Raw genomic sequence first — 20,587 nt, forward strand, 5'->3', positions numbered from 1 at the left:
GTGTGGTGTGAGTTAACGGCGGCCGGCGGAGAGCCGGCCATCGAAGGCGATGTCGAAGGCCTGCAGCGCGGGCTTCCATCGCATGGTTCAGGGTTTGCGGCCCTGCCCGGTGGGGTCCAGGCTCATCACGGTCATGTAGAGGAATGCGCGCACACCAGCCGGGCCGCCCGCACCATCAGCTTCGGCCCGTAACTTTCCCGCCGGCGTGGCCAGGTGGGGATGTCGCCCACCGTGGTGGTGCCGCAGCCGGTGCAGGTCCGCGAGACGATCTGGTACTCGGTGACCTTCGGGCGCGGCGGCGGGGGCGGCACGTCGAAGACCTGGTGACTGCGCTCGTCGAAGATGGGGCGCCGGTTAGGGGGTCACCGCACCCTCAGCAGACGGCCGGATCACGGCGAAAGGTCTCGTCCGGGTCCTCGACCCGCTTCAGGGTGCCGCCGGGCGTGCCGTCCTGCTTGCCGGGACGACGCCCCGAGCGGGTGCGCGAAGACCGCTTCGGTGCGGGCTTGGTGAACGGAGCGTCCGAGGACGGCGGCTTGGAGGAGTTCGAGGAGTCCTTGCCTAACCGGCGCTCCGGCTCCGCGACCCGCGCGGCCAACTGCTTGACCAGCCCCGTCAAGAATTTGATGGTGGCGTCCTTCGCCGACAGCAGGAGCAGCAACTCCTCGCGCGTCGGCTCGCCTTGGGGCTCCACACTACAACCCTGCGGATCATGCGCTGGCAAGGGCCAACGAACCGTCACCCCCGCTGAACAGCTACCGATCTACAGCTGGAGTTATAGGGAGCGTCGTCTGCGATCAAATGGCAACGACGTCAACTTGCCGCAATGGTCGAATACGTCCAGACGTCCGCTGGAATGTCATGGCTGAGCCTCCAGACGATCCCCATAGGCTTGCTTCCCTTGTGCTCCACGTACTCGGCGGGACCAAGCAGCATCCAGGGCTGGGGCCCGCCGATGTCTGTCTTCTTGTAGCGGCGGACGAAGAGGAGGACGTGGGTGTCCTTGTCCTTGTGGGTCCGGTAGCGAACGCCGGTGGGCGATGTCTCCGAGGTCTGGTTCTGGGACTCCCAGTGAAACAGGGACTCGTTCAGGGCGTAGTCCTTGTAGCGAGTCTCTGGGGAGAAGTCCTTCTCGTCCTTCTCGAGAGTGATGAGTAGGGCGTCGGTCTGGATCTCCTCGCACCACTTCACCCCCTCGCGGAAGTGCCCCGGCATGAAGCCGCCCACGCACGACTGCCCCAAGGCGGGGAGGATCTCCTCGCGACTGTATGAGGCGTGGACGGTCAGCGGCAGGCTCGCGTGACCGCCGAGCAGCGGGACGGGGACGTGGTCGGCGAGATCCAGGACGTGTGCGAGGACTTGACTGAGTTCGTCACGGAAGGCGTGGTGGGGGCGAAGGGTGTCGAAGCCCTCCTGGTAGCTGTTGAAGTCGCCCCCCAACGGCCACAGCGAGAAGAAGAACATGCGGGCGTATGCCTGCTCCTGTTCGCTGAGCTCGTCGTAGGTGGGGGCGTCGTCAGTGAGGAGCTTGCTGTACGCGGCGACTCGGAGCGGATCATCGACGTGAAGGAAGGCCGATACACGCTTGAGTAGCGCTGTCTCTCCCTCCGGCCCAGTCTCGGCGAGGAGCTTGGCGCGACGGAGTAGCCCCGTCCATGAGTTCCCGTTGCCTCGGTAGAGCTCCTTGAGCTCTCGACCGCTCTCCTTGAGGTAGTCCGCGAGTCGAGGCTCGGCGTATGTGGCGACCTCACGCGCGAGCTGAGTGACGTTGACGCTGATCTGACTGCGGATGTTGTCGATGATCAGCTCCTTGGCTTTGGTCTCAAGGATGATCTGGCAGCCAGATGGCAACTGCGGAAAGTCGTGCTCGATGTTGGTGAGCAGGCGATTGCGGGTGTGGTTGGTCAGCGCGCGGAACTGTTCCTCGAAGCGGAACTCCTTGCGGTGCTGACCGATGAAGTCCAAGACGGTGAGGACGGCCTTGTCCTCGGTGCGGCGCAAGCCTCGTCCCAGCTGCTGGAGGAACACCGTGGCGCTGGACGTGGGGCGCAGCAGGAGCAGAGTGTCGACATCAGGGATGTCGAGCCCCTCGTTGAACAGGTCCACAGAGAAGATGACTTGGAGCGTGCCAGCCTTGAGCTGATCGAGGGCGTCCTTGCGCTCAGGGCGTGGGGTCTCGCCGGACAGGGCGACTGCATTGAGGCCGGCTCGACGGAAGAAGTCGGCCATGAAGTCTGCGTGCGCGACTGACACGCAAAAGCCCAGCGCACGCATCGCGCCCGGGTCGGCAACCTTGTCCTTCACGGCTTGTACGACGAGTCTCGCCCGTGCGTCATTGCCAGTGAAGAGATTACTGAGGGCCGTGGCGTCGTACGATCCTCGCTTCCACGTGATGGCGCTCATGTCGGTGTTGTCGGTGACGCCGAAGTAGTGGAATGGACTGAGTAGTTCGTTCTCAAGGGCTTCCCAGAGGCGCATCTCTGCTGCGATCCGGCCCTCAAAGAACTCGTCCTGGATGTTCAGCCCGTCCATGCGTTCCGGGGTAGCGGTGAGTCCCAGTAGTTCGTGTGGTTCGAAGTGATCCAGGATGCGACGGTATGTAGGAGACGTACCGTGATGGAACTCGTCGATCACGATGACGTCAAAGTGGTCTGGAGTAAAGCGGTCCAGCGCACGTGAGTTGAGTGACTGGACGCTAGCGAACACATGCGTCCAGTTGTCGGGAATCTCCCCACCCACGAAGAGTTCACCGAAGTTCGCATCAATCAGCACGTTCTGGTAGACGCGCAGCGACTGTTCCAGGATCTCCTTGCGGTGGGCTACGAAGAGCAGCCGCGGATCCCGGCCCAGTGTTTGCCGCAGGCGCTTGAAGTCCAAAGCTGCCATCACGGTCTTGCCTGTGCCCGTCGCGGCGACGAGCAGATTGCGGTTCCGGCCATGGACGGTCCGCTCCACCTGGAGGCGCTCAAGCATGTCGCGCTGGTGTGGGTAGGGCCGGACTTCAAGGCCGGAGAGCGTGATGGTGGTGCCACTGTTGCGGTTGATTCCGCCAGCGTGAGACAGCGCTTCATCGAGTCGCTGCGCGTCGCTGTCAGGGTCGTAGGACTCGAAGGAGCGCTCGCTCCAGTACGCGTCGAATGTTGCCTCGAATTTGCTGAGGACGGAGGGTGTGGCGACCGACGACAGCCGAACGTTCCATTCGAGGCCATCGAGAAGCGCGGCCTTGGACAGGTTCGAGCTACCAACGTATGCCGTATCGAAGCCGCTATTGCGGCGGAAGAGCCATGCCTTCGCATGGAGGCGGGTCGAGCGCAGTTCGTAATTGACCTTTACCTCGGCGCCGAATTCGCGGACCAGACGATCCAACGCGCGACGTTCCGTGGCGCCGATGTAGGTCGTTGTCAGTACGCGGATGGGGACACCGCGATCGCGTGCGGAGGAGAGCGACTGTTCAAGGACACGGAGTCCGTGCCACTTCACGAAGGCGCAGAGGAGGTCAACACGGTCTGCCGTAGCCAACTCGGCGCGTAGCTCAAAGCCCAGGCTCGGATCGTCAGGCGAGTTGGTGATCAGCGCCGTCTCGGAAAGGGGCGTAGCGGGGCGGATTGCGTAGACACCAGGAGCCTCTTGCTCCGCTACTGCGAGCAACTGTCGGGGGCCCTCGATGACAAGGTCGACCCACTCCGTCGCACCCTCGATGGTGTTGAGGGACTCCAGGATGTGGTTGGCGGCGAGTACCTGCTCGGCAGGGGAGAGATCCTGGAGGACTCGTCGCACGACGTTCCCGATATGGCGTGACAGCACGCGAGGTGCAGATTCAGAGCCGACTATCTCGTCGATGGAGCGCCAACCCGTGGTGTCGAGTTGCTTCATGCGTTTTTCGAGGCGATGAGTAATCAGCGTCTCGTAGAGCCCAGCAACCGGAGCCGTGTCACCCGCAAAATCGTTGGGCATGGCCGAGTCCCCCTCATCCGACACCTAGGCAGGCAGTTGTATCAGGCGGGACTGACAAAGCGTTTCGTCGGCTGCCTAGGTGTGGGGGCGTGGCTACGCGCCGGTCATAGGACAGACGGGAAGAGCCCCGCTCCGTGCTTCGGCGGGGCCCTTCGCAGATCGTCTCGGTACGCCCTACACCCCGTGGCAGTCCCGATAAGCCCGTCCCGACCCGCACCAACACGCCGCGGTCCGCGCCGGAGGCCACGGCACCGCGCGGCCGCGGGCCGCGAGCGTCGTTGCGTACTGGGGGAGGAGGTTCGGGTCGGACGGGGACGCGGCTTCGGAGGCGGCGAAGGCCTCGTACGAGGGGACCGTGCCGGTGACGATGCCCAGGTTCGGGGTGCCCGCGGAGTGGAGGTCGCGGAGGGCGGCTTCCAGGTCGGCGAGGTGTTCGGTGTGGGAGGGGTACTCCGCGCGCAGGGTGGGGTATGCGGCGAGGAGTTCACTCAGTTCGGGCTCCGGCCAGTGCAGGACCGCCACCGGGAACGGGCGGGAGAGCGCGGTGCGGTAGGTGCCCAGCTCGGCGCGGAGGCGGGTGATCTCGGCCTGGAGTTCGCTCGGGTCGGACGAGCCGAGTGACCACAGTCGCTTCGGGTCGTGGAGTTCGTCCAGCGGGACCGTGGCGGTGTGGAGCGTGTCGGTCAGGTCGTCCCAGGTGTCGTGGTCGACGCCCATCAGGCGGCGTACCCGGTGGCGGCCGATCAGCAGCGACTGGGTGGCGTACGGGACTTCCTCGCCCGGTGCCAGGAGCAGGGTCAGCGCGGTCGAGAGGAAGTCGTGGGCCGACTCCAGCTCGTCGTGCGATTCCAGGGTCTCGGCTGCGATCTGCCAGGGGCCGGGTTCGAGGGGCCCCGCCGCGCGGATGCCCTCGATGATGGCGCGGGCCTCGGCCTCGTGGCCGTACTCCCAGAGGTTCGATGCCTTGAGGGCCTTGATCAGGTACGGCTCGGCGGCGTCCGCGGCGAGGAGCTCGTCGTAGAGGGGGGTGGCGCGGGTGCGCTCGCCGGCGAGTTCCAGATGGGCGGCGGCCCGGAGGAGCAGCGGTTCCCGGTCGTCGGGGTACTGCGCCGCCGTGCGCAGCAGGCGCTCGGCTTCGGCAATGTGGTCAGCAGGCGTGTCGGGGCGCATGCACCACACCGTACTGCTGTACGGCTCCTGTACGGAGGGTTGTTCCGACCCTGGAGAGTTACAGGTCCTGCCCTTATCGTGCGGGCCGTGAGGCAGCGGATACCGGTCATGGTGCAGCGGAACCCGCGCGGGCGGCGCCTTGCCGCGCGCGGGCTGTGGTCGGGCGCCGAGGCGGTCGTGACCCTCGGTGTGGTGCTGCTGCTTCTCGTTGTCCATCAGCTGTGGTGGACCAATCGGCAGGCCAGGGCCGATGCCCGGCACAAGGTGCAGTCCCTGGAGCGGGAGTGGGAGCGGGCGGGGGACGGGGACGCCGATGTTCCGTCCGCCCCGTCGGGCGAGGGCGCGGACGCGGATACGGACACGGATACGGCGGGGGAGGGCGGGGGAGCGCCGGCGGGTGGTGCGCGTACGGGAGCGGCTGCTGCACCCCGCTGGGATCAGGCCTACGCCGTCATCCGTATCCCGCGCCTCGGGCTCACCGCCCCCGTCGCCCAGGGCATCAGCAAGAGCGGCGTCCTCGACAAGGGGTACGTCGGGCACTACCCGCGCACCGCACAGCCCGGTGGCGCCGGGAACTTCGCGCTCGCCGGGCACCGCAATACGCACGGTGAGCCGTTCCGCTACATCAATCGGCTGCGGCGCGGTGACCGGATCACCGTCGAGACCCGGCAGCGGGTGTACACGTACGTCGTCGACAAGACGCTGGCGCAGACCGCCGCCCGGGACAGCGGGGTCATCGCCGCCGTGCCGCGCAGCAATCTGAAGCCGGCCTTCGGGTACAGCGAGCCCGGTTCGTACGTGACGCTGACCACGTGCACGCCTGAATTCACCTCCCGTTACCGCCTTGTCGTGTGGGGGAAGCTGGCGGGTGTGCAGGAGCGGTAGCGGCGGTCACTAAGCTTTTCCGACGTGCTCAGACGACGTCCGCAGTTGTTGTGGTTGCTGGTCCCCTACGTGCTGTACCTGGGGGCGCTGCCGTTCGTGAACCGGGTCCGTCCCGTCGTGCTCGGACTGCCGTTCCTCTTCGTGTGGCTGCTCGGGGCGACCCTGCTGACACCCGTGGCGGTCTGGCTGACCCGGCGGGGGGACCGCCGGTGAACGCCGTAGTCGCGACCTCCGTCTTCGGGGCCTTCATGGTGGCCACCGTCGTTCTCGGGCTCCTCGCCGTGCGAGGCCGCGGTAACAGGGGCCGCGACGGGCTTGCCGAGTGGTCCGTCGGCGGGCGCAGCCTCGGGACCGTCTTCATCTGGGTGCTGATGGCCGGCGAGGGCTACACCAGCTTCAGCTATCTCGGCGCCGCGGGATGGGGCTACAACTACGGGGCCCCCGTGCTCTATGTGGTGGCGTACATGTCCTGCGGTTACGCCGTCGGGTATGTCGTCGGGCCGATGCTCTGGGCGTACGCGCGCCGGCACGGGCTCGTCGGGATCACCGACATGGTCGCGCACCGCTTCGGACGGCCCTGGCTGGGCGCCCTCGTCGCCGTCCTCGCGACCGTGTTCCTGCTGCCGTACATCCAGCTGCAGATCACCGGCATGGGCGTCGTCGTCTCCACCATCTCGTACGGTGCCATCAGCCTGAACTGGGCGTACTTCATAGCCTTCGCCGTCACCACGGGATTCGTCGTGGTCAGCGGACTGCGCGGCAGCGCCTGGGTGTCCGTGCTCAAGGACGTGCTGGTGATCGCCACTCTCGGGTTCCTCGCCCTCTACGTCCCGATGCACTACTTCGACGGGTACGGGCCCTTCCTGGACCGGCTCGTCACCGGGAAGAGCGAGTGGCTGACCTTCCCCGGGCACGGCGACAGCGGGCTCGGGCAGGCGTGGTTCATCACCACCTCGTTCCTCAACTCCCTCACCGTGGTGATCTTCCCGACCACCGTCGCCGGCTACCTCGGCGCGAAGAACGCCGACGTCCTGCGCCGCAACGCGATGTGGCTGCCCGCCTACAACGTGCTGCTGTTCGTCCCGATGCTGCTCGGCATGGCCGCCCTCTTCGTCGTGCCGGGGCTCGTCGGCGCCGAGTCCAACCTCGCGCTCTTCGAGCTCGTCGTGGACTCGCTGCCCGCCTGGGCCGTCGGCGTCATCGGGGTGGCGGCCGCGCTGTCGTCGATCGTGCCCATGGCCGTCTTCATGCTCGTCATCGGCACCATGTGGGGGCGCAGCGTGCTCTCGCTCGTACCGCGCTGGCAGCAGCGGCAGAAGGGCGCCGCGCAGACCGTCGTCGTGGCCGCGGGCGTCATCGCGCTCGTGCTGACGTACACCGAGCCGAACACGCTGGTGCGGCTCTCCCTCATCTCGTACGAGGGGATGGCGCAGCTGCTCCCCATGGTGCTGCTGGGACTGATGTGGCGGCGGCTGACGCTGCTCGGTGCGATGGCCGGGCTGGGCGTGGGCGTGGGTGTGGTCTGCGGGTTCGTGTTCACCGGGAACGACCCGGTGTGGGGCGTGAACGCGGGCATCGTCGCCCTCGGCGCCAACCTCGCCGTCGCGCTCGCGGTGACCTACGCCGGCCCGCGCGAGCACGACGACCGGCCGGACGGCGACGTGCTCGCGCGGGACGAGCCGGGGGAGAGGCGGGGGGCCGCGGAGAGCCGGAGGCCGGAGCTCTCGGGGGTGGGCGTCAGCGAGGCGAGCGACGCTCCCGCAGGAGCATGACGACCACCGTCGCCACCAGGGCCGTCGCGACCGAGAGCAGCACCGCCCCGTCCGCACCCGAGCCCGACGTCGCGACCGCGATCGTCAGCGCGACCCCCGCCGACGAGCCGAGGTAGCGGGCGGTGTTGTTCGCCCCGGAACCCATCGCCGCCCGCTCCGCCGGTACCGACTCCACCGCGACACGCGGCAGTGCGGCGTTGAGCAGGCCGCTGCCGATGCCGGAGACGACGAGCGCCAGGGTGAGCCGCAGCCACACCGATGGGCCCGCCGTTCCCGCGTCCAGGGTGCCCAGCAGCGCCAGCACCGCCACGGCGTGCAGGGCGAAGCCCGCGGCCAGCTGGTGGCGCGCCGAGACCCTGCCCGTCAGCCGCCGTGCCTGCAGCGCCACCACGAACGACGTACCGGACCAGAGCAGGAACAGCCACGCCGTGCCCATCGGTGACAGTCCGAGTCCCCCCTGCAGCAGTGTCGGCAGATAGCTGAACAGGCCGATCACCGCGAAACCGGTGAAGAGACCGCCCGCCAGCGACGTCAGGAACGGGCGGCTGCGCAGCAACGTCAGATCGATCAGCGGCGCCGCGGCCCGGCGCTCCACCACCACGAACACGGCGGTCAGCGCGAGCACGGCAAGCAGCAGCAGGCCGACACTCGCGCGCAGCCAGCCTTCCCGGCCCAGCGTGAGGGCCGTCAGCAGCGCGGTCATCGCCAGGCCGAGCGCCGCTGTGCCCGCGAGATCGGGGCGGCCGCCGCGCGGCGAGCGGGACTCGGAGAGCACGCGGAACGCAAAGGCGGCCGTGCCGAGTGCGGCGACCGCGAGTGCGGCATACACCAGCCGCCAGTCGACGATGCCCAGCGAACCGGCGAGCAGCGGGCCGAGCGCGATCCCGCCGCTCACGCACGCACCCCAGATCCCGGTCGCCCTGATCCTGGCCGTCCCCACCGGGAAGGCGCCGACGAGCAGGCCCAGGCTGGTCGCGAGGATCGCCGCGGTCGCCGCGCCCTGGGCGACTCGGGCCAGCGTGAAGGCGAGCGTGCTGGTTGCGAAGGCGCCGGCGGCGGTGGTGACGCCGAGGCCCAGGGTGCCGATGAGGAACAGCCTGCGCCGGCCGTAGTCGTCGGCGAGGCTGCCCACGACGAGGAGGAAGGCGGCCAGCCCGAGCGGGGTGCCGTTGATCAGCCAGGCCTGGCCGGAGGCGGGGGTGGCGAGCGCGGCGGAGATGCCGGGGACGGTCGTCAACGGAGACGTGTAGTTCATCAGCGCCACGGTGGTGGCCAGGGCGGTGACGGCGAGGGTGGCGGTGGGGCGGGGGGAGGAGGGGGAGAGGGCGGCGGTCGGGCGGGTCACGGCACGTCTCGGGGGGTGCGATGGGGTGTGCGCGAGCTGCTGAGTGGGGGGACGTGTGGGCTGCGGCATGGCTTCGCTCCGGGGCTCGGGTCGTTCGTTCCGGGTCGGCTCTCGGCCGCTATTGGTTCGATGAATGAACTTAGGGTTGTAGGCCGACGCTAACACGGGTCGGTTCATTCATCGAACCTTGTGGGAGTAAAGTGGTGCCCATGGCTCTCGGCAAGGACTACGCGACACAGCAGTGCTCGATCGCCCGCGCACTCGAAGTGATCGGCGAGCGCTGGACCCTCCTGGTGGTGCGCGACGCGTTCTTCGGCGTCCGCCGCTACAGCGACTTCCTCGTGCACCTCGGCATCCCGCGTGCCGTCCTCGCTGCACGGCTGCAGTCCCTCATCGAGGCCGGAGTACTGGAGAAGCGCCGCTACCAGCAGTCGCCGCCGCGCGACGAATACCTCCTCACCGACAGCGGCAAGGCCCTCTGGCCGGTCCTCCGCACCCTCGGTGTGTGGGGGAGCGAGCACATTCCCGGTACGCGTCCGATGCGGCTCTTCATCCATGCCGCCTGCGGTACGGAGCTGGGGCCGTACGGCAACTGCCCGGCCTGCGCCCAGGCCGTACCGCTGGAGGATGTCGAGATGCGGCCGGGCGACGGGCTCGACCCGAACCGCGATCCGGTCAGCCGCGCCCTGTTCGCGCCGCGCAGGCTGCTTCAGCCCCTGGAGGCCGACCCCGTCTGACGCCGGCCCCCTGCCACGGTGCCATCGTGTATAACGGCTGGAGGGCCGAACGGACGAGCCCACCGGGCCGGGCAGGGGAGGGATCGATGAGCGGCAGCATCAGCAACCGTCTGCGCGCCGGTGTCGCCCGCCTGCCCCGACCCGTCGGAATCCTGCTCTTCCTCCTCACCGAGGTCCTCCTCGCCGAGGGCGGCAGCCTCTCCGCCGCGGTCGCGCTGGCCGCCACCGCCGCCGCCGGTTCCGCGCTCGTCGCCTGCTCGGTCATCAGCGCCCGCTGCGCCGCCCCCGTGCCCCGCACCCGGGTCCGTACTGCGATGCGCGACCGCGAGAAACGCACCGCGTTCCTGCCGCAGCGCGACCCCGACGCCAAGGGGCGCAGGCGGCCCCGAGCCCCCGGCCGCGCCCTCCTGACGGCCGCGTAGGGACTTCGCCCACCTTCTTGCCTGTGTACGTACGCATACGCGTACCCGGGCGCACCCCCACGCGGGTCGTCATGCCGAGCCAGATGTTCTCTCCCCCGGCACGACGAGACCCCCGGAGGGCTCACCCATGTCCGTCTTCATGTCCGCTTTCGCCGGCCTGGTCGGCTCCTTCGCCGACCTCCTCCAGCCGCTCTTCCAGGGCGCCGCCACGGCCGCCGCGATCGTCCTCTTCACCGCGCTGGTGCGGCTCGCCGTACACCCCCTGTCGCGGGCCGCGGCGCGCGGGCAGAAGGCCCGCACCAAACTCCAGCCGCAGATCGCCGAATTGCGCAAGAAGCACGGCAAGAACCCCGAGCGCATGCAGAAGGCGCTCATGGAACTGCACAAGGAGGAGAAGGTCTCGCCGCTGTCCGGCTGCCTGCCCAGCCTTCTCCAGATGCCCGCCTTCTTCCTGCTCTACCACCTCTTCTCCAGCCAGAAGATCGGCGGCGACCCCAACGCGCTGCTCGGCCACGAGCTCTTCGGCGCCCCGCTCGGCGAGCGCTGGCACAACGCGATGGCGCACGGCGGGCTGTTCGGCGCGCAGAGCGTCGTCTATCTCGGCCTCTTCGTGATCGTCGCCGCCGTCGCCACGTTCAACTACCGGCGTACGAAGCGTCAGCTCGCCGCAGCCCCGGCCACTCCCGCCACCGGGCCCGACGGGCAGCCGATGCCGGGCATGGGCGCGATGACGAAGCTGATGCCGCTGATGTCCTTCTTCACGCTCGTCTCGGTCGCGTACGTGCCGCTCGCCGCCGCGCTCTACATCGTCACCAGCACCACCTGGACCGCTGTCGAGCGGACCGTCCTCTACCGCGACATGCCGGCCGCGGGCGCCGCCATGGCCACCGTGGCGTAAGGGGCATGGCCACTGCGGTGCAGTCGCCGCGGCGAGTGCGCCGGTCCAGTGTGTGAACAGGGTCTTGCGGAGTGATCCGATGTCTTGGAGGATCGGCCAAGCCTGGGATGGCCGCCACCCATCCGACGGGCCCGATCTCGACCAAGGGGAGACAGACCGTTGAAGCTGCTTCGCGTGGGTACGGCAGGTGCGGAACGACCGGCGCTGCTGGACCAGGACGGAACGCTGCGTGACCTGTCGGGAATCGTCACCGACATCGACAGCGACCTGCTCGCCGACGAGTCCGCGCTGGCCCGCGTACGGGCCGCCGCGGCCGCGCCCGGCGAGCTGCCCGTACTCGATGCCGAAGGGCTCCGGGTCGGGCCGCCGCTCGCCCGGATCGGCAAGATCGTGTGCATCGGGCTGAACTACCACGACCACGCCACCGAGACCGGTGCGGCGATTCCGACCGAGCCGATCCTGTTCTTCAAGGCGCCGGACACCGTCGTGGGACCCGAGGACACCGTGCTGGTGCCGCGCGGCAGCCGCAAGACCGACTGGGAGGTCGAGCTCGCCGTCGTCATCGGCCGCACCGCCCGGTATCTGGACTCCGCCGAGGAAGCCCTCGGGCATGTCGCCGGTTACGCGGTCGCGCACGACGTCTCCGAGCGCGAGTTCCAGATCGAGCGCGGCGGCACCTGGGACAAGGGCAAGAACTGCGAGACGTTCAACCCGCTGGGGCCGTGGCTGGTGACGGCGGACGAGGTGCCCGACCCGCAGGCGCTTGCGCTGAAGCTGTGGGTCAACGGCGAGCTGAAGCAGGACGGCACGACCGCCGACCAGATCTTCCCGGTGGGCGAGGTCGTCCGCTACCTCAGCCAGTTCATGACGCTGTACCCGGGCGATGTCATCAACACCGGTACGCCGGCCGGGGTGGCCCTGGGGCAGCCGGAGCCCAAGCCGTATCTGAAGGCGGGCGACGTCGTCGAGCTGGAGGTCCAGGGGCTGGGACGGCAGCGGCAGGAACTCAAGGACGCTTAGCCGCGTAGCCGGCCAAGAGCGTCCTTGGGCGGTCAGAGATCGGAGGGGTGAGTCGCTGCCGGTGCAGCGACCCACCCCTCCGGTGCGTCATCCGGCGATCGTGGTGGCGAACTGTTCCAGCGCCTCGACGACCAGCGCATGGTCGTCGGCCTGCGGGAGACCCGAGACCGTGACCGAGCCGATCACGCCCGCTCCCTCGACCGCGATCGGGAACGAACCGCCGTGCGCGGCGTACAGGTCCGGGTCGAGTCGCGAGGAGTCCTCGAACGTCGTCCCCTTCGCCCGGAACCGGGTCCCGACCAGGTACGAGCTCTCGCCGTACCGTTCGACCACTCTGCGTTTGCGGTCGATCCACGCGTCGTTGTCCGCGCTCGAACCGGGCAGCGCGGCATGGAACAGCTGCTGGGCGCCGCGCCGGATGTCGATCGCGACCGGCGCGTGCCGCCTCCGGGCCATGGAGACGAGCAGGCCGCCGAGGGCGTACGCGTCGTCGTAGCCGAAATGCGGCAGAGTCAGTCGGCGCTCCTGCGCGATTAGCTCGGAGATGGTCGGAGCGGTGGGGTTCATGCGGTCTGCTCCTCGGAAGCAGTGGGCAGGGTTACGGTGACGCCTTCGCGGGCCGAGCGGCGGGCGGCCTCGAGGACGTCCAGGGCCGCAGCGGCCTGCAGGGCCGTCACCGGATTGTCGCCCTTGCCGCGCACCGCGTCGGCGACCGCCGCGTAGTACGCCGGGTAGTCGCCCGGCAGGGTACGGACCGGGACGCCGCCACCGGTCAGCGGCGACTCGCCGGCACCGATCCGGCCCCACAGCGTCTCGGGCTCCTCGCCCCAGCCGGGAGCTGCGGCGGACGGGCGGTGGCCCTCGCGCAGGTCGGCCTCCTGCGGGTCCAGCCCGTACTTCACGTAACCGGCCTTCGAACCGAGCACCCGGAAGCGCGGGCCGAGCTGCGCCGTCGTGGCGCTGACGTACAGGTGCGAGCGGACCCCGTTCGCATGGGTGATCGCCAGGAACGTGTCGTCGTCGGTGGCGGCGCCGGGGCGGCGCGCGTCGGACTCCGCGTACACCTGGACGGCCGGGCCGAACAGCACGAGCGCCTGGTCGACGACATGGCTGCCCAGGTCGTACAGCAGTCCGCCGACCTCCTGCGGATCGCCCGACTCGCGCCAGCCGCCCTTCAGCTGCGGGCGCCACCGCTCGAAACGGGACTCGAAGCGCTGTACGTCGCCGAGCTCGCCGTCCTCGATCAGCCGGGCAAGCGTCAGGAAGTCGTTGTCCCAGCGGCGGTTCTGGAAGACCGAGAGCAGCAGGCCGCGCTCCTCGGCCAGCGCGGCGAGCGCGCGCGCCTCGGCCGCCGTACCGGCGATCGGCTTGTCCACGACGACCGGCAGACCGGCCTCGAGCGCGGCGGTCGCGATCGGGACGTGGGTCTTGTTGGGGGAGGCGATCACGATCAGGTCGAGCGCGTCCGGGCCGCCCACGCGGGCCCACAGCTCGTCGGGCGACGCGGCGAACGAGACGTCGGGGAACTCGGCGCGGGCCTGAGCCCGCCGCTCCTCGTTCGACGTGACGACCGTGTCGAGGACGAGGCCCTCGGTCGTGGCGATCAGCGGGGCGTGGAAGACGGAGCCCGCCAGGCCGTAGCCGACGAGTCCGACGCGGAGGGGGGTCTCGTGCGCGTGCGTCTGCTGCTGCGCCTCGGGAGTCGTGATGCCAGTCATGCAATCCACTTAAGCAACGCTGTTGCCAAAGTGCAAGCGAGAGAGACAATGGGGCCGTGAACAGGAGTAATGCCGGGGCCAATTTGCCGACCTTGCGCAGCCACAACGCGGCGCTCGTGCTGGACCTGCTGCGTGTAGCGGGCGAGCGCGGGATCAGCCGCCTGGAGCTGGCGGAGCGGACAGGGCTCACGCCGCAGGCCGTCAGCAAGATCACTGCCCGGCTGCGGGCGGAGGGCCTGGCGACGGAGGCCGGCCACCGCGCGTCCACGGGCGGCAAGCCGCGGACCGTGTTGCGGCTGGTCCCGGACGCGGGGCACGCGGTGGGGCTGCACCTGGACCGCGACGAGCTGACGGTGGTCCTGGTCGACCTGGCCGGGACGGTCGTCGCGAGCCGCAGGACGCCGCTGGACTTCGGCGCGCCGGCCGGGGAGGTCGTCGCGGTGGCGGCGGGCGAAGTGGGGGCTGTGCTGGGCGGGCCGGCGGCGGACGCCGTGCCGGAATCTCCCCAGCCGCGCCCCTTCCCGGAACCGGGGGCAGGTCCCCGGACCTCCGCGGCCTCCGCCCCCGGTGAGGGGGACGCGGCCGGGACCGCTCCCGTGGGGGACACGCGGACCGTGCTCGGGATCGGTGTGGCCGTGCCCGGGCCCCTGGACCATCGCGGGGGCGTGCTCCATCGGGTCACCGGGTTTCCGCAGTGGGACGGTTATCCGCTCCAGGACGCCCTCGCCGCTCGTACCGGGTTGCCCGTCGTCGTCGACAAGGACACCAACGCCGCCGCCCTCGGGCTCGCCCTGCGGGCCGACGGTCCGGGCGACTTCGCGTATCTGCATCTCGGGACCGGACTCGGCGCCGGGCTGTTTCTCGGCGGGGCATTGCACCGCGGGGCCCGTACCGGTGCCGGTGAGTTCGGGCATCAGACCGTGTCGCTGGACGGGCCGCCGTGCAGCTGCGGCGGGCGCGGCTGTGTCGAGGCGCTCTGTCTCGCCGCCGTTGCCGACGGCGATGTCGCGGAGGCCGCACGCGTGCTCGGGACCGGTGCCGCCAACCTCGTCGGGCTGCTCGACATCGACCGGGTGGTGCTGGGCGGCCGTACCGTCGGCGCGGATCCGGATGCGTACGTACGAGGGGTCCGCGCCGTGATCGAAGAGCGTGCACGGCGTGACGGCACCGGTGCGGCGGTACCGCTCGTCACCACCGCCGGTGCCGGCCGGCCGGTCGCCGAGGGGGCCGCACAACTGGTCCTCGCCCCGTTGTTCGGCCGTGTCGGCGGCGACGGTGGCGCATAGCGCCGTCGGAGCGGTACGGGTGTGGGCCGGTCGAGGGGTTGGGGGCGGCCGACCGGGTGGTCCTTGGGCATGTCGACGCCCGGCGGGTCGCGCGCGTGACAGCGTCGCCGCCTACAGCCGGTGAACTCCGGGCACGGGGCGATCCGGCCGTTCGCAAGCAGCGAAGGGTGTCCCCCCATGTCCCCCCAACCGCCCCCCGAACCGTCTCCGGAGCCGTCCCCGCTCCGGCCGTCCTCACCGCTTCCTCCCGCGCGGCCACGTCATGGACTCGCCCTCGGACTGGCCGCGGCGAGCGTGGTCCCCGCCGTCGTCCTCGGCGGCCCGTCCGCCGCCGCCACCCCGGTCCCGGCGCTCTCCGTCACCGCCGACCAGCAGCCCACCTGCGGCACACCGACGGCGGGCGATTTCCCGATCACGACCCGGATCCGCAGCGGCCCGGAGAGGTATGCCTCCGGCGGCGGTTACGGCACCTGGTTCCTGGATCTGACCAATACGACCTCCGAGTCGTGCCGGTCCATCCACCCGGTCCTGGTCCTCACCGACGAGGACCGGAAGCTGACCTCCGACCAGATCCAGCTGGAGTTCTCCGATCAGGCCCAACCCGATGTCGAGCACCGCGTCGCCTGGGAGACGACCGACCGCGACGAGCACATCGGTGTCTTCGGCGGTGACGGCGCCGACGACTTCGCCGGCTTCACGGTCCCTGCGGGCCGCACCGTCACCGTCGAGGTCCGGATGGCGTTCACCTCCGACACCGGACCCGGCCGGATCACCGTCAACGCCGCGATCGTCCAACGGCAGCGCGGCGCGAGCGCCGACAGCGGCAGGGTGCAGCCGAAGGACGACGGGGACTGGGTCGGTGAGTCCGACGACTATGTCTTCAGCGTCGTCGAGGACAGTGGCGACAGCGACACCGGCGAGGTCGGTGAGACCGACGAGTACGGAGACACCGACGAGTACGGCGACCCGGACGAGTACGGAGAGAGCGACGAGTACGGCGACACCGACGATTTCGGTGAGGCATCCGGCATCGGCGGGAACGGTGATGTGGGGGGCGCCGGCGATGTGGCGGGGAGCGGGGACCCCGGCCGGGACACCGCTCGCGACGGAACCGGAACCGGCCCCCGGGACAACGCCACCGGAGCAGTCGGCGGCACCGGTGACACCGCTGTCATCGGCGGCGTCGACGGCGGCGGAGGCGTCGGTGGTACGCCGACCCCGCCGGCCTCCGGGCGCGTCCCGGACTCCGGGCGGGCCCCGCAGGACCTTCCCGAGCTCGCCATGACCGGCCGGACGTCGACCGTCCCCTGGCTCACGCTCCTGACCGCCGGGTCCCTGCTGCTCAGCGGCGCCGTCGTCATCGCGTGGTCCCGGCGGCTGCGCCACGCCCGTCGCTGACCTGCCGCGCCGCACCATTCACCGGTGTTCATGTCCGTCTGCCACCATCGGGGCGTGGACTACCTGCTCGACCAGGCACCTGGCGCACCGATCCGCTCCGGCATTCCGGAGCACGGCCGTATCCCCAAGTACTACGCCGTGAAGGCTCATGTCTCGCTCCTCATCGAGGAGTTGGGCGAGGGCGGCATGCTGCCCACCGAGCGTGACCTCGCCGTCCGCTACGAAGTCTCGCGCGAGACAGTGCGTCAGGCGCTGCGCGAACTGCTGCTGGAGGGCCGGCTCGCCCGTCAGGGTCGCGGCACCGTCGTCGCGGGTCCCAAGCTGGAGCAGCCGCTCTCCCTCGCCAGCTATACGGAGGGGGTGCGCCGTCAGGGGCGGACCCCGGGCCGTCATCTCATCGGTCTGGAAAAGTTCCCCTGCACCGCCGCACTCGCCGCCGAGACCGGCGTCGAGCAGGGCGAACCGATCTGGCACCTGGAGCGCGTCCTGCTCGCCGACGACGACCGGGTCGGCCTGGAGAGCACGTACGTCTCCGTCGCCCGCGTACCGGATCTGGACACCGAGTTCGACCCCGACTCCTCCTTCTACGCCTACCTCCGCGACCGGCTCGGTATCTCGTTCGGCGATGCGGACGAGCGGATCGAGACGGTGCTCGCCACCCCGCGCGAGGCGTTGCTGATCGGTACGCCGCCCGCGCTGCCCATGCTGCTGCTCCACCGGATCTCGCGGGACGCGAGCGGGCAGCCGCTGGAACGCGTACGCACCCTCTTCCGCGGCGACCGGTTCTCCTTCACCGCTCACCTCGGCACGCGGGGCTGACACCGCAGACCGGCAATCGACTTGCATCGATAACGGAAACGTAACGGGTCTAGGCCAACCTTGAGGCCCAGTTCACCCTCCCGTCGCCGTACCGATCCGAACGGGCCACCCACCCCAAGCAGCGTTGCCGTCGTGAGAGTCATCGTCGTAGGAGCTGGCGTGGTGGGAACCATGCACGCCTGGCACGCAGTGAACCGCGGCCACGAGGTCGTACAGATCGAGCGCGAGAGCGAGGCACGCGGAGCATCGCTCCGCAATTTCGGACAGATCTGGGTCAGCGGCCGGGCCGGCGGCGAAGAGCTGGAGACCGCCCTCCGCGCCCGCGAGCTGTGGGAGGGCATCGGGGAGCAGGTCCCCGGCCTGGGCTTCCGGCCCTGCGGTTCGCTGACACCGCTCCGCACCGAGCTGGAGATCGCCGTCGCCGAGGCGGCCGTGGCCCGCCCCGACGCTGCGGCCCGCGGCTACAAGCTGCTCACGGCCGACGAGGCCCGCGCCGTCAACCCCGCGCTCCGCGGCGACTTCGTCGCCGCGCTGTGGTGCGAGCGGGACGCCGCCGTCGAGCCGCGCACCACTCAACTGGCTTTGAAACAGGAGCTGTTGGCGTCAGGCAGGTACACCTTCCTCGGCGGCCGTGAGGTCCGCGAGGTGGTCGGCGCGGCCTCCGTGCGCGACGACCACGGTGACGTGCACACCGGCGACGCCGTCGTCCTGTGCACCGGCGCCTGGCTCGGCGGCCTCGTCCGCGAGCTGGCCGGTCCCGATCTGCCGGTGCGCCGCGTCCGCCTCCAGATGATGCAGACCGACCCGCTCGGCGAAACGCTCACCACCTCCGTCGCCGACGCCGACAGCTTCCGCTACTACCCGGCGTACCGGAGCGAGGCGCTCGACGCCCTCAACGCCGGGCAGGCGCAGGCGCCGACCGCGGCCGAGCACAGGATGCAGCTGCTGATGGTGCAGCGCCGGGACGGCGGACTGACCATCGGCGACACCCACGAGTACGAGCACCCGTTCTCCTTCGACGTCGTCGAGGAGCCGTACGAACACCTCACCCGGGTCGTCGAGTCCTTCCTCGGCCGCCCGCTGCCGAGGATCCGGCACCGCTGGGCCGGGGTCTACGCCCAGTGCACCGACACCGGCCGCGTCGTCCACCGCCAGCAGGTGAGGGACGGCGTCTGGCTGGTCACCGGGCCGGGCGGCCGCGGTATGACCTGCTCGCCCGCCATCGCCGAAACGACCGCCGACGAACTGGACTGGTGAAGAAGTTGAGCAACTCGCAGAAGAACGACCGGAAGAACGACCGGAGGAACGAGCAGAGGAGCAGGCTCAATCTGGTCGTCCTCGACATGGCCGGGACCACCGTCGCCGACGGCGGCCTCGTCGAGCAAGCCTTCGGCGCCGCCGCACAGCGCCTCGGCGTGCAGCCCGGCTCCGCCGACCACACCGAGAAACTCGACTATGTGCGCGCCACCATGGGCGAGTCCAAGATCTCCGTCTTCCGCCACCTCTTCGGCGACGAGGACCGGGCCCAGCAGGCCAACGTCGCATTCGAGAGGGCGTACGGGGAGCTGGTCGACGGCGGCCGTATCGCGCCGCTGCTCGGCGCCCGCGAAGCCATCGAGCGGCTCACGGAAGAGGGCCGGACCGTGGTCCTCTCCACCGGTTTCGCCCGCACCACCCAGGACGCGATCCTCGCCGCGCTCGGCTGGCAGGACCTGGTCCCGCTGACCCTCTGCCCCGCCGACGCGGGCGGCCGCGGCCGCCCCTACCCGGACATGGTCCTCGCCGCGTTCCTGCGCACCGGAGCGGTGGACGGCGTCCAGCAGATCGTGGTCGCCGGGGACACCTCGTACGACATGCTCAGCGGCGTACGCTCCGGGGCCGGGATCGTCGCCGGGGTGCTGACCGGCGCACACGACAAGGACCAACTGGAACGCAACGGGGCCACGCACGTACTGGGTTCGGTCGCCGAGCTGCCGGACCTGATCGCCCGGGCGGAAGCATGACCGGCACACCCGGTGCAGCAGCCGGTCGGACCGCGCAGGGCGGCGGGATCCGGTTCGACGGGGTCAGCGTCGCGTACGGCAGGAACACCGTCCTCGACCGGCTCGATCTGACCGTTGAAGCCGGCGAGGTCATGGCGCTGCTCGGGCCCTCCGGATCCGGTAAGACCACCGCCCTGCGCGCCGTCGCCGGCTTCGTCCGGCCCGCCTCCGGGCGGGTCTGGCTCGGCGACCGCGACGTCACCGGGCTGCCACCGCACAAGCGCGGCATCGGCATGGTCGTCCAGCAGTACGCGCTCTTCCCGCACATGCGGGTCCAGGACAACGTCGCCTTCGGCCTCAAGGCCCGCAGGGTCGCAAAGGCCGAGATCCCCGCACGGGTCGCCGAAGCCCTCGAACTCGTCGGCATGGCCGCGTACGCCAAGCGCTACCCGCGCGAGCTCTCCGGCGGTCAGCAGCAGCGCGTCGCCATCGCCCGCGCGCTCGCCGTCCGCCCCGGTGTCCTGCTGCTCGACGAACCGCTCTCCGCGCTCGACGCCCGGCTGCGCTCCGGGATGCTCGCCGAACTTGCCCGCCTGCACCGGGAGTTGCCGGACGTCTCCATCCTGTACGTCACCCATGACCAGGTCGAGGCGCTGACCCTCGCCGACCGGATCGCGGTCATGGACAAGGCGCGACTGCAGGACTGCGGCACCCCGCAGGAGCTGTACCGCCGCCCGCGTACGGAGTTCACCGCGTCGTTCGTCGGCAACGCCAACCTGCTGCCGGTCACCGTCGCCGGGACCGCGGGCACCGTGGAGTTCGCCGGGCGCAGGCTCGACGTACCGACCGGCGAGGCGGCCGACGGCGTCACCGCCACCCTCTGCGTCCGGCCCCACCTGGTCGGACTCGGCGACGGGCCCAACGCGCTGACCGGCGCCCTCGCCGAGGTCCAGTGGCGCGGCTCCACCCATCGGCTGTACGTCGACGTCGAAGGCCACCGGATCAAGGCCGACCTCCCCGAACTGCGCGACACTCCGGCGCTCGGCGACCGGGTCACCCTGCACTTCGCCGCCGAGGACGCGGTGCTGCTCCCGGCCGGCGCCGGGGTCGGGGGAGGAGTTCGTGCCTAGCGCCGTGACCGGAGACGTTTCCTCTGGTGCGTCCGGCAGCGGCCTTGTCCT

The 20,587-nt window shown here is 70.2% G+C and carries 19 protein-coding genes; 13 read left to right on the forward strand and 6 right to left on the reverse strand.

Annotated elements, in window-relative coordinates; genetic code table 11:
* Positions 1-373: 373 nt before the first annotated feature.
* The 3 genes from OHA03_RS18795 to OHA03_RS18805 form a co-directional block, all read right to left on the reverse strand.
* On the reverse strand, positions 374-694 hold the full coding sequence (locus tag OHA03_RS18795; protein ID WP_267004977.1) for a DUF6444 domain-containing protein: 321 nt from the start codon (positions 692-694) through the stop codon (positions 374-376).
* Positions 695-813: 119 nt separating this feature from the next.
* On the reverse strand, positions 814-3,954 hold the full coding sequence (locus OHA03_RS18800) for a DUF3427 domain-containing protein (RefSeq protein ID WP_267004978.1): 3,141 nt from the start codon (positions 3,952-3,954) through the stop codon (positions 814-816).
* Positions 3,955-4,128: 174 nt separating this feature from the next.
* Positions 4,129-5,124, reverse strand: a complete 996-nt coding sequence (locus tag OHA03_RS18805) for an SEC-C domain-containing protein (RefSeq protein ID WP_267004979.1) — start codon at positions 5,122-5,124, stop codon at positions 4,129-4,131.
* A gap of 108 nt (positions 5,125-5,232) precedes the next feature.
* Here OHA03_RS18805 and OHA03_RS18810 point away from each other — a divergent pair, with 108 nt between their 5' ends.
* The 3 genes from OHA03_RS18810 to OHA03_RS18820 are packed head-to-tail and all read left to right on the forward strand — an operon-like array spanning position 5,233 to position 7,781.
* The gene (locus OHA03_RS18810) at positions 5,233-6,009 is read left to right on the forward strand and encodes a class E sortase (RefSeq protein ID WP_267008093.1); all 777 of its coding nucleotides are present in this window, start codon (positions 5,233-5,235) and stop codon (positions 6,007-6,009) included.
* 54 nt (positions 6,010-6,063) lie between these two features.
* A complete protein-coding gene (locus OHA03_RS18815; RefSeq protein WP_078852680.1) occupies positions 6,064-6,222 on the forward strand; it encodes a DUF3311 domain-containing protein in 159 nt (52 codons plus the stop codon).
* On the forward strand, positions 6,219-7,781 hold the full coding sequence (locus OHA03_RS18820; protein ID WP_267004980.1) for a sodium:solute symporter: 1,563 nt from the start codon (positions 6,219-6,221) through the stop codon (positions 7,779-7,781). The genes OHA03_RS18815 and OHA03_RS18820 overlap by 4 nt, the downstream gene beginning before the upstream one ends.
* Here OHA03_RS18820 and OHA03_RS18825 read toward each other — a convergent pair.
* Entirely contained in the window at positions 7,747-9,126 is a 1,380-nt protein-coding gene (locus tag OHA03_RS18825; RefSeq protein ID WP_267004981.1) for an MFS transporter, read from the reverse strand. The genes OHA03_RS18820 and OHA03_RS18825 overlap by 35 nt on opposite strands.
* 209 nt (positions 9,127-9,335) lie before the next feature.
* Here OHA03_RS18825 and OHA03_RS18830 point away from each other — a divergent pair, with 209 nt between their 5' ends.
* The 4 genes from OHA03_RS18830 to OHA03_RS18845 all read left to right on the forward strand — a co-directional run bounded on the left by OHA03_RS18830 (position 9,336) and on the right by OHA03_RS18845 (position 12,203).
* Positions 9,336-9,863, forward strand: coding sequence for a helix-turn-helix domain-containing protein (locus tag OHA03_RS18830; RefSeq protein ID WP_267004982.1), 528 nt, complete (start codon positions 9,336-9,338; stop codon positions 9,861-9,863).
* Positions 9,864-9,949: 86 nt separating this feature from the next.
* Positions 9,950-10,285 carry a DUF6412 domain-containing protein gene (locus OHA03_RS18835; protein WP_267004983.1) on the forward strand — a complete coding sequence of 112 codons (336 nt, stop codon included), beginning with the start codon at positions 9,950-9,952 and terminating at the stop codon, positions 10,283-10,285.
* 127 nt (positions 10,286-10,412) lie between these two features.
* Positions 10,413-11,183: a YidC/Oxa1 family membrane protein insertase gene (locus tag OHA03_RS18840; protein WP_267004984.1), complete on the forward strand. Its 771-nt coding sequence runs from the start codon at positions 10,413-10,415 to the stop codon at positions 11,181-11,183.
* 159 nt (positions 11,184-11,342) lie between these two features.
* Positions 11,343-12,203: a fumarylacetoacetate hydrolase family protein gene (locus tag OHA03_RS18845; protein WP_267004985.1), complete on the forward strand. Its 861-nt coding sequence runs from the start codon at positions 11,343-11,345 to the stop codon at positions 12,201-12,203.
* Between the two features lie 87 nt (positions 12,204-12,290).
* On the opposite strand, the gene OHA03_RS18850 is transcribed toward OHA03_RS18845, so the two are convergent.
* Together OHA03_RS18850 and OHA03_RS18855 are read right to left on the reverse strand one after the other, a co-directional pair.
* Positions 12,291-12,770 (reverse strand): heme-degrading domain-containing protein, encoded by a 480-nt coding sequence (locus OHA03_RS18850; RefSeq protein ID WP_030923248.1) that lies wholly within the window; start codon positions 12,768-12,770, stop codon positions 12,291-12,293.
* Complete coding sequence (locus OHA03_RS18855; RefSeq protein ID WP_267004986.1) at positions 12,767-13,921, reverse strand: Gfo/Idh/MocA family oxidoreductase; 1,155 nt, start codon at positions 13,919-13,921, stop codon at positions 12,767-12,769. The genes OHA03_RS18850 and OHA03_RS18855 overlap by 4 nt, the downstream gene beginning before the upstream one ends.
* A 56-nt stretch (positions 13,922-13,977) precedes the next feature.
* On the opposite strand from OHA03_RS18855, the gene OHA03_RS18860 reads away from it, so the two are divergent.
* The 6 genes from OHA03_RS18860 (at position 13,978) to OHA03_RS18885 (ending at position 20,536) form a co-directional block, all read left to right on the forward strand.
* Positions 13,978-15,207 (forward strand): ROK family transcriptional regulator, encoded by a 1,230-nt coding sequence (locus OHA03_RS18860; protein WP_267004987.1) that lies wholly within the window; start codon positions 13,978-13,980, stop codon positions 15,205-15,207.
* 177 nt (positions 15,208-15,384) lie between these two features.
* Positions 15,385-16,605 carry a hypothetical protein gene (locus OHA03_RS18865; protein ID WP_267004988.1) on the forward strand — a complete coding sequence of 407 codons (1,221 nt, stop codon included), beginning with the start codon at positions 15,385-15,387 and terminating at the stop codon, positions 16,603-16,605.
* Between the two features lie 54 nt (positions 16,606-16,659).
* Positions 16,660-17,424 (forward strand): GntR family transcriptional regulator, encoded by a 765-nt coding sequence (locus OHA03_RS18870; protein ID WP_267004989.1) that lies wholly within the window; start codon positions 16,660-16,662, stop codon positions 17,422-17,424.
* 132 nt (positions 17,425-17,556) lie between these two features.
* Positions 17,557-18,681 carry a TIGR03364 family FAD-dependent oxidoreductase gene (locus OHA03_RS18875; protein WP_267004990.1) on the forward strand — a complete coding sequence of 375 codons (1,125 nt, stop codon included), beginning with the start codon at positions 17,557-17,559 and terminating at the stop codon, positions 18,679-18,681.
* A 71-nt stretch (positions 18,682-18,752) separates the two neighbouring features.
* Entirely contained in the window at positions 18,753-19,427 is a 675-nt protein-coding gene (locus OHA03_RS18880) for a phosphonatase-like hydrolase (RefSeq protein WP_267008094.1), read from the forward strand.
* Positions 19,424-20,536 carry an ABC transporter ATP-binding protein gene (locus OHA03_RS18885; protein WP_267004991.1) on the forward strand — a complete coding sequence of 371 codons (1,113 nt, stop codon included), beginning with the start codon at positions 19,424-19,426 and terminating at the stop codon, positions 20,534-20,536. The genes OHA03_RS18880 and OHA03_RS18885 overlap by 4 nt, the downstream gene beginning before the upstream one ends.
* The last annotated feature ends 51 nt before the right edge of the window (positions 20,537-20,587 follow it).

The organism is Streptomyces sp. NBC_00154 (assembly GCF_026342835.1).
GTDB lineage: Bacteria > Actinomycetota > Actinomycetes > Streptomycetales > Streptomycetaceae > Streptomyces.

What these genes read in the sequence shown, in the direction of transcription:
- OHA03_RS18800 (WP_267004978.1), bottom strand. Translation starts at nt 3,954, where the DNA reads ATGCCCAACGATTTTGCGGGTGACACGGCTCCGGTTGCTGGGCTCTAC.
- OHA03_RS18805 (WP_267004979.1), bottom strand. Translation starts at nt 5,124, where the DNA reads ATGCGCCCCGACACGCCTGCTGACCACATTGCCGAAGCCGAGCGCCTG.
- OHA03_RS18810 (WP_267008093.1), top strand. Translation starts at nt 5,233, where the DNA reads ATGGTGCAGCGGAACCCGCGCGGGCGGCGCCTTGCCGCGCGCGGGCTG.
- OHA03_RS18830 (WP_267004982.1), top strand. Translation starts at nt 9,336, where the DNA reads ATGGCTCTCGGCAAGGACTACGCGACACAGCAGTGCTCGATCGCCCGC.
- OHA03_RS18835 (WP_267004983.1), top strand. Translation starts at nt 9,950, where the DNA reads ATGAGCGGCAGCATCAGCAACCGTCTGCGCGCCGGTGTCGCCCGCCTG.
- OHA03_RS18840 (WP_267004984.1), top strand. Translation starts at nt 10,413, where the DNA reads ATGTCCGTCTTCATGTCCGCTTTCGCCGGCCTGGTCGGCTCCTTCGCC.
- OHA03_RS18850 (WP_030923248.1), bottom strand. Translation starts at nt 12,770, where the DNA reads ATGAACCCCACCGCTCCGACCATCTCCGAGCTAATCGCGCAGGAGCGC.
- OHA03_RS18855 (WP_267004986.1), bottom strand. Translation starts at nt 13,921, where the DNA reads ATGACTGGCATCACGACTCCCGAGGCGCAGCAGCAGACGCACGCGCAC.
- OHA03_RS18865 (WP_267004988.1), top strand. Translation starts at nt 15,385, where the DNA reads ATGTCCCCCCAACCGCCCCCCGAACCGTCTCCGGAGCCGTCCCCGCTC.
- OHA03_RS18885 (WP_267004991.1), top strand. Translation starts at nt 19,424, where the DNA reads ATGACCGGCACACCCGGTGCAGCAGCCGGTCGGACCGCGCAGGGCGGC.